Source organism: Nanoarchaeota archaeon (assembly GCA_018897155.1).
In the GTDB taxonomy this organism is placed as follows: Archaea; EX4484-52; EX4484-52; order EX4484-52; family LFW-46; genus LFW-46.
Genome location: JAHILE010000019.1, coordinates 21,254 through 28,341, shown reverse-complemented (window position 1 = coordinate 28,341; position 7,088 = coordinate 21,254). Strand labels below are relative to the sequence as shown.

7 protein-coding genes are annotated in these 7,088 nt (G+C 40.9%); all 7 read left to right on the top strand.

What is annotated here, in order from left to right; genetic code table 11:
* Positions 1–2,955 (top strand): right-handed parallel beta-helix repeat-containing protein (locus KKB09_02005; protein ID MBU4299968.1); only part of this gene is annotated, 2,955 nt, incomplete at its 5' end.
* A gap of 37 nt (positions 2,956–2,992) precedes the next feature.
* Positions 2,993–3,577, top strand: a complete 585-nt coding sequence (locus KKB09_02000) for a nucleotidyltransferase domain-containing protein (protein ID MBU4299967.1) — start codon at positions 2,993–2,995, stop codon at positions 3,575–3,577.
* The gene (locus KKB09_01995; GenBank protein ID MBU4299966.1) at positions 3,567–4,124 is read left to right on the top strand and encodes a HEPN domain-containing protein; all 558 of its coding nucleotides are present in this window, start codon (positions 3,567–3,569) and stop codon (positions 4,122–4,124) included. Before KKB09_02000 ends, KKB09_01995 begins: the two co-directional genes overlap by 11 nt.
* The gene (locus tag KKB09_01990; GenBank protein ID MBU4299965.1) at positions 4,121–4,387 is read left to right on the top strand and encodes a hypothetical protein; all 267 of its coding nucleotides are present in this window, start codon (positions 4,121–4,123) and stop codon (positions 4,385–4,387) included. Before KKB09_01995 ends, KKB09_01990 begins: the two co-directional genes overlap by 4 nt.
* 106 nt (positions 4,388–4,493) lie before the next feature.
* Positions 4,494–5,072 (top strand): winged helix-turn-helix domain-containing protein, encoded by a 579-nt coding sequence (locus KKB09_01985; protein MBU4299964.1) that lies wholly within the window; start codon positions 4,494–4,496, stop codon positions 5,070–5,072.
* A complete protein-coding gene (locus KKB09_01980) occupies positions 5,069–5,581 on the top strand; it encodes a HEPN domain-containing protein (protein ID MBU4299963.1) in 513 nt (170 codons plus the stop codon). Before KKB09_01985 ends, KKB09_01980 begins: the two co-directional genes overlap by 4 nt.
* A gap of 202 nt (positions 5,582–5,783) precedes the next feature.
* The gene (locus tag KKB09_01975) at positions 5,784–7,067 is read left to right on the top strand and encodes an ATP-binding protein (protein ID MBU4299962.1); all 1,284 of its coding nucleotides are present in this window, start codon (positions 5,784–5,786) and stop codon (positions 7,065–7,067) included.
* Positions 7,068–7,088 lie beyond the last annotated feature (21 nt).

The window sequence follows — 7,088 nt, the reverse complement described above, 5'->3', positions numbered from 1 at the left end:
CTCGCGAACAACACCATCTTAACAACAAACACATCGGCGTACGGCGTCTATATTTATTCATCCGCATTGAACAACATCACAGGCGGCTCGATAATCGCACAGAAAAGTTATGATTATTATCTTGATCTTGATTCTGCATCCAATACCAACAATTTCACCGGCACAAACTTCACCGCAAAGAGGCAGATTTACTTCCAGGATACATCAACATGGTTCAACTATAATAACAATACCGGAAACGTCTGGCTTAAGAACAAACTTTCCGCCGCAGGCTCCCTGAACCGCACCCTCGCCACATGGTCTAACAATACATTGAAATGGAACGAAACGCCTTCGGCAGCGCTGACTGCGACGTATAACCTCACAGGACTTCTGCCGTCAAAGACTTACGCAATCTACAACACCACCGGCAGCATAAGGACAAGAGCATACCTGCAGGACACTGATGCAAGCGGAGTTCTGCCGTCATTCACAATCGCACTTAACGGCAACACGCAAATACAGGTTCAGGCGCTCAACCTGACGTCGTGCGGCGATTTGGACCTTCCGGAGACGTATAATCTTGTTGGAAATGTTTCTGCTGATGCGACGTGCTTCACAATCAAGGCGGACAACGTCACTTTGGACGGAGCTGGATATTGGATAAACTATTCTCAATCAGTGTCGGGGTATGCAATAAATGATTCATTGGGATATGACAATCTTACGATAATGAATCTCAATATTGTTCATAGTGATGATGCGATTACCGATGCTCATGCGGTTTATCTAAGAGGTGTAACGAACGCAACCATAAAGAACAATTCTATTGTTACACGGGGAGACAATAGCAGGGGCATATATTTAACGGCATCAAGCAACTCAAACAGCATAGCCAATAACAGTCTGCGTGTTCTTATGGGATATTATGACTATGGTATCGTACTGAACTCCAGCAGCTCGAACATATTGTCAAATAACAACATAACAACAGATTCATTCGCTGGCGCAAGTGCCGGCATATATGTCAATTTATCAAGCAATTCAAACACGCTGATAAATAACACAATAACTACATTAGGCTTAGGCGAGGATGGTATCTATGTGGACTCCTCAAACTTGAATAACATAACAAACAATACAATATATTCTTCAGGCACTGCGTACGGAATAACGCTGTTATTGAGTAACACAAATCAGATAAAAGGCAACATTTTGATCTCTGGTGGGACGGATGATATTTATGTTCGGTCATCGAACAACAACTCCATTTCCGAAGGCACAGCACTCAGTTATTATCTGAGAAATGCAAGCACGACAAATAACTTTACAAATACCAATTTTACTGTGCCGGGATATATTTCATTTTATGACACAACTTCATGGTTCAACTACAACAACGAGACCAACGGAAATATTTGGCTAAAGGCAAAGACATCTTCAGCAAGTAGTACATATACCAGGACTCTTACGACATGGTCCAACAGCACAATGAAATGGAACGAAACGCCTTCAGTAGCTTTGACTGCGACGTATAATCTGACCGGCCTTTTGGCAAACACAACATACGCAATCTACAACACTACGGGCAGCATAAGGACAAGAGCATACCTGCAGGACACTGATGCAAGCGGAGTTCTGCCGTCATTCACAATCGCACTTAACGGCAACACGCAAATACAGGTTCAGGCGCTCAACTTAACGTCGTGCGGCGACTTAGACCTTCCTGAGGCGTATAATCTGGTCGGAAATGTTTCTGCAGATTCGACGTGTTTTACAATCAAGGAGAATAACGTCACCCTTGACGGCGCAGGATATACGATTAATTATTCGCAAATTGGCAATGGTTATGGGATAAATAACACAGGCGGCTGGGATAATATTACGATAAAGAACCTGAATATTGTTCAGGATAATGCAACTGCAGATGGGACAACAAACCACGGTATATATACTTCAGGGATGATAAATAGTAATATAACGAATAACACTATAAGTATAAAAGACGGAAGCGGATACGGCGTCTATCTCTACTCGTCCAGCAATTCAAACACCCTTTCGAACAACACCATCTCGACCTCGGGCTCATACGGATACGGCGTCTGGCTCAGATTATCCAGCAGTTCAAACACCCTCGCGAACAACACCATCTCGACCTCGGGCTCATGGGGATACGGCGTCTGGCTCTCCTCGTCCGGCACAAATACCCTCGCGAACAACACCATTTCAACCTCGGGCTCAGACGGATACGGCGTTGTGCTCTCCTCGTCCGGCACAAATACCCTCGCGAACAACACCATCTTAACAACAAACACATCGGCGTACGGCGTCTATATTTATTCATCCGCATTGAACAACATCACAGGCGGCTCGATAATCGCAAAGGCGAGCTATGACTATTATCTTGACCTTGATTCTGCATCTAATATCAACAACTTCACCGGCACAAACTTCACCGCAAAAAGACAGATTTACTTCAATGACGCCACTTCATGGTTCAACTACAGAAACGACAGCTCGCAGAACATTTGGCTCAAGACAAATGTTTCTGCCGCAGGCTCGCTCAACCGCACCCTTGTCAACTGGAACACAATTGTTATGCGCTGGAATGATACAAACGGCACTGCGGGATTGACTGCGCGTTATAACATCACCGGAATGCTGCCGGGCACAACATACTATGTGTACAATACGTCAGCCGGCACACAGGAAAATCCATACACATTAACAGCCGACGCAAATGGAAACCTGCAGTCGTTTACAATCGCCCTGAACGGCAGCACAGAAATATCTGTAGGAACGCCGACAATGGTTTCAACAGCGGCATCAAACAGCAACTGGGTATGGCAACTGCCGTACACCGGAGATAAAATCAGATTAGGAAACGAAGTAAACTGGACCTGGACAACATTCAACAACAGCGGCGCGGGCTGGACAATCCCGAGAGGCTCGGCGACAAATTGGACGTGGGCGTAGAAAACTTTATATATCATATGATACAATAAGTATATCTATGAAAACACGGACAAAGCTCATCGGATTAATTTATAGAAATCCTGGCAGCCATATCAGAGAACTTTCAAGGGCATTAAAAGCCGGAATGCCCACTATGGCGCATCATATAAAGTCGCTGGAAAAAGAAAAGCTGATTTACAAGAAAAAAGAAGGCAGAAATGTCAAACTATATCTGAATTATGGAAGCAATACCATAATTCCGAACATTTATGCAGTTGAATATGCGAGGCTAAATGGACTGCCGGCAAAGGTCGGAAATTCCATTTTTGAATTCATAAGACAACTGTCAAACAAACCCTTGTTGACGATTCTTTTCGGTTCTTATGCAAAAGGAACATATACTGACAAAAGCGATGTTGATTTGTTTTTGGTATTTAACACTGTTGATAGGGAAGACATCGAAAGTAAAATCAAGCTTGTTAAATATAAGCAGGGAACTGAAATTTCTCCCGTATACATGACATTTAGCGAATTCAGGCAAAAACTCTTCAATGAAACAGACAGTTTTATGCAGGAATTAAAGCAAAACCGGATAATCGTTCAAGGAATAGAATGGTGGGTGTTGTTGGAAAATGAAAAATAAAGCGCCTGATTGGCAGATTTGGATAACTGATGAGATGGCCTGCAAGGAATGGCTGGACGAATATTCAAGAAAGCGTGCGCTTAGAGCAGAGACCAGAACGCCAAAAGACTTTATTAAAAAAGCGGAGCACAATCTGTCTTTCTCTAATTGGCTGATAGACAAGCATAATGATGAAATTCCGAAAATATTCGGCAAAGAAGAGAATTTCTATGACTGGGCGATATCCGCCTTTTACTATTCGATATATCATGCGGCAATGGCTCTTTTGGCCAAATTGGGCGTTTCTTCAAAATCACATTCAGCAACTTTATGTGCCGTTATATATTACTACTACCATAAATCAATGAATTTGACAAAAAACGATGTGGCGCTGTTGGGCAAGTGCCTTGGAGAGGAAGATATAGAATCGTTTGTACGGACAAAAGCATTGAGAGAAAGAGCAAATTACGGGGTTTCTCGGGGATTTGAGATTATGCTTGCTGAAGAAGCAAAGAAATATGCCGAGACGTTTGTAAATAAAGTTAAAGAAATCATCAATCTGCAATGAAAACCGGCAATGCAATATTAATTGCCGCATATCGGCAACTGTCGTTTACAATCGCCCTGAACGGCAGCACAGAAATATCTGTAGGAACTCCGACAATGGTTTCTACCATGGCGTCAAACAGCAACTGGGTATGGCAACTGCCGTACACCGGAGATAAAATCAGATTAGGAAACGAAGTAAACTGGACCTGGACAACATTCAACAACAGCGGCGCGGGCTGGATAATTCCACGAGGCTCTGCGGCTAACTGGACGTGGGCGTAGAGGAATTAGTGTCGAGTAAAGCCGTGTCAATGTCGTAAAGGCAATTTTGCCAACGCAAACCTTCATATACTTACAGTTTATATATATAAACTATGAGTTGATATAAATGGACATTACAAGAAACGAGATGCTTAGCGTATTAAGGATATTTAAGAGTCCGGAAAAGGAATTTAACGCTACTAGCATATCCAAGGAACTGAATATCACGCCGATGGGTGCCTTAAAGATATTGAAACGGCTTGAGAAAGAAAACATATTGGCTGCAAAAGTCGCTGGTAAGGCAACATTCTACAGGATCAATTTCCGTAATGATTATGCAAAAGATTACCTAATGTTTGTTCTCAAAAGGGAAGCCGAACATAGCTCGCCGTATGTTAAGCGCTGGATTACTGAAGTCAGAAAAATAAAAAATGCGGATATTGTTCTAATTTTTGGCTCTGTTTTAAAAAAGGAAGGCAAAGCAGATGATGTTGACGTGTTGATTGTAACCAGCCAGGATAGGTTTGAAAAGTTGAATGAAGAAATCAAAGATTTGAACCAAATAAATGAAAAAGAGATGCATGCTATTTTCCAGTCCTCGAAAGATTTGGAAGAGAATATATTGAGAAGAGACGCTGTTGTGTTAAATGCATTGAAGGGAATTATCGCATTTGGGGAAGAAAAATTAATTGAGTTGGTTAAATGAGCTATTCAAAAAATAAGGTTGACTGGTGCTTGAAAAAAGCCGAAAGAGAATTGAAAGAAGGAACGAAACACAGGGGATTAGTTAAAATCACTCCAAATAGTGTAAAAGCGAGGGACCATATAGCAAAAGCTGAACATAATCTGAAATTAATGATTTATCTGAAAAATAGTGAATTTCCTGATTGGTGCGGACCCGCAGCATTTTATGCGATGTATCATTCACTTTTAGCAATACTTATGAAATTTGGCTATGAATCCGGAAACCAAGAATGCACATTTGCATTAATTTCGAATTTGGCAGAGGAAGGGAAAATAAGTTTTGATACGGTTTTATTGAAAAAAATAGCAAGCGCAGATTCGGAAAAACAAACGGAAAAAGAAACAATCATAAGTATAAGAGAACAGCACCAATACGGAACAAAACTTTCGATGGAAGATAAGACTTATGAAGAATTGCTAGATTCTGCTAAAAGAATTTTGGGTGTGTCTAAAAGAATTATGGAAGAATAATTGATTGTGATAAAAATCAGATTAGGAAACGAATTAAACTAGCAGTGGACAACATTCAACAACAGCGGCGCGGGCTGGATAATTCCACGAGGCTCTGCGGCTAACTGGACATGGGCTTAAATGAATAGTGATTGATAGTATCGTTCAATATGTGCATAAAGTGACCGATAAGTTTATATGTGTAAAAGCACAATAGTATGCCATGAACAACGAAGAAATAATAGAAATACTGAGCAGCTGGAATTTCTGGAGAAGAGAGCAAGAGACAGGTATAGAACGAAAAACATATCTTGATAATATCGGCCGCATGGCGCGCACAGAGCAGATTGTAGCCATAACAGGTGTTCGAAGAAGCGGAAAATCTACTTTGATGAAGCAATTCATTAAAAGAAAGATGTCGGAGGGTGCCGACAAATCATCTTTTTTATATGTAAATTTTGAAGAGCCGAAATTCTCGGGCATTCTTTCCCTTGAATTTCTGCAGCAGATTTATGACTCGTATATGGAAATAATAAAGCCGAAAGGCAAGCCTTGGATTTTTTTGGATGAAGTGCAAAATGTCCCGAAATGGGAACGATTTGTCAGGGGTTTGCACGAAAAAAAAGAAGCAAATATTTTTATTTCCGGCTCGACTTCAAAGCTGCTTAGCAAGGAACTGGGCACACTCATTACCGGCAGATGGGTGGAAATAAAGGCGTATCCTCTGAGTTTTCGTGAATTCCTGTTATTCAACCAAGTGAAAATAGAAAATAAGCTGGATATGCTCTCCCAAAAAACCCGAATAAAACAGCTACTTCGCGAATATCTAGAATTCGGCGGATTTCCTTTAGCGGCGCTAAAAGAGGAAAAGGAAGAAATACTTCGAAGATATTTCGACGACATTGTGGAACGGGACGTGGCCATGCGGCACAAGATAAGAAAAACAGAAAAACTAAAAGCGCTTGCCAGATATTATTTGACAAATTTTTCGTCAGCCGCTTCATATAGAAAGATTGCAGGGTTTTTGGGCGTAAGCGCGGATAGTGTAGAGCGATTTTCTGCTTGCATGGCAGAAGCGTATCTTGTATTTTTTGTTCCAAAATTTTCATACTCGCTAAAAGAGCAGGAAGTAAATCCGAGAGCAGTATATTGTATTGATTCCGGATTGATAAACATTGCCGGTTTCAGGTTTAGCGAGAATATTGGAAAGTTGTATGAAAATACAGTGTTTCTTTCATTAGTTAAAAGCGGAAAAGAAATATATTATTATAAAAATAAAGGAGAATGCGATTTTTTGATAAAGAACGGACAAAAGGTTATGCAAGCAATACAAGTTTCATATCAAATAAAGGAAAACAAGGATCGTGAAATTAATGGATTAATGGAGGCTATGGACGCCTTTAAGCTAAAAGAGGGGCTTATAATAACTGAGGATGTGGAAAGCGAGGAAAAAATAAATGATAAGAAAATCAGTTACACCCCTCTTTGGAAATGGCTTTTGGAATAAATCATTTATCAGTTAGCAGTC

What these genes read in the sequence shown, in the direction of transcription:
- KKB09_01985 (MBU4299964.1), top strand. Translation starts at nt 4,494, where the DNA reads ATGGACATTACAAGAAACGAGATGCTTAGCGTATTAAGGATATTTAAG.
- KKB09_01975 (MBU4299962.1), top strand. Translation starts at nt 5,784, where the DNA reads ATGAACAACGAAGAAATAATAGAAATACTGAGCAGCTGGAATTTCTGG.
- KKB09_02000 (MBU4299967.1), top strand. Translation starts at nt 2,993, where the DNA reads ATGAAAACACGGACAAAGCTCATCGGATTAATTTATAGAAATCCTGGC.
- KKB09_01980 (MBU4299963.1), top strand. Translation starts at nt 5,069, where the DNA reads ATGAGCTATTCAAAAAATAAGGTTGACTGGTGCTTGAAAAAAGCCGAA.
- KKB09_01995 (MBU4299966.1), top strand. Translation starts at nt 3,567, where the DNA reads ATGAAAAATAAAGCGCCTGATTGGCAGATTTGGATAACTGATGAGATG.
- KKB09_01990 (MBU4299965.1), top strand. Translation starts at nt 4,121, where the DNA reads ATGAAAACCGGCAATGCAATATTAATTGCCGCATATCGGCAACTGTCG.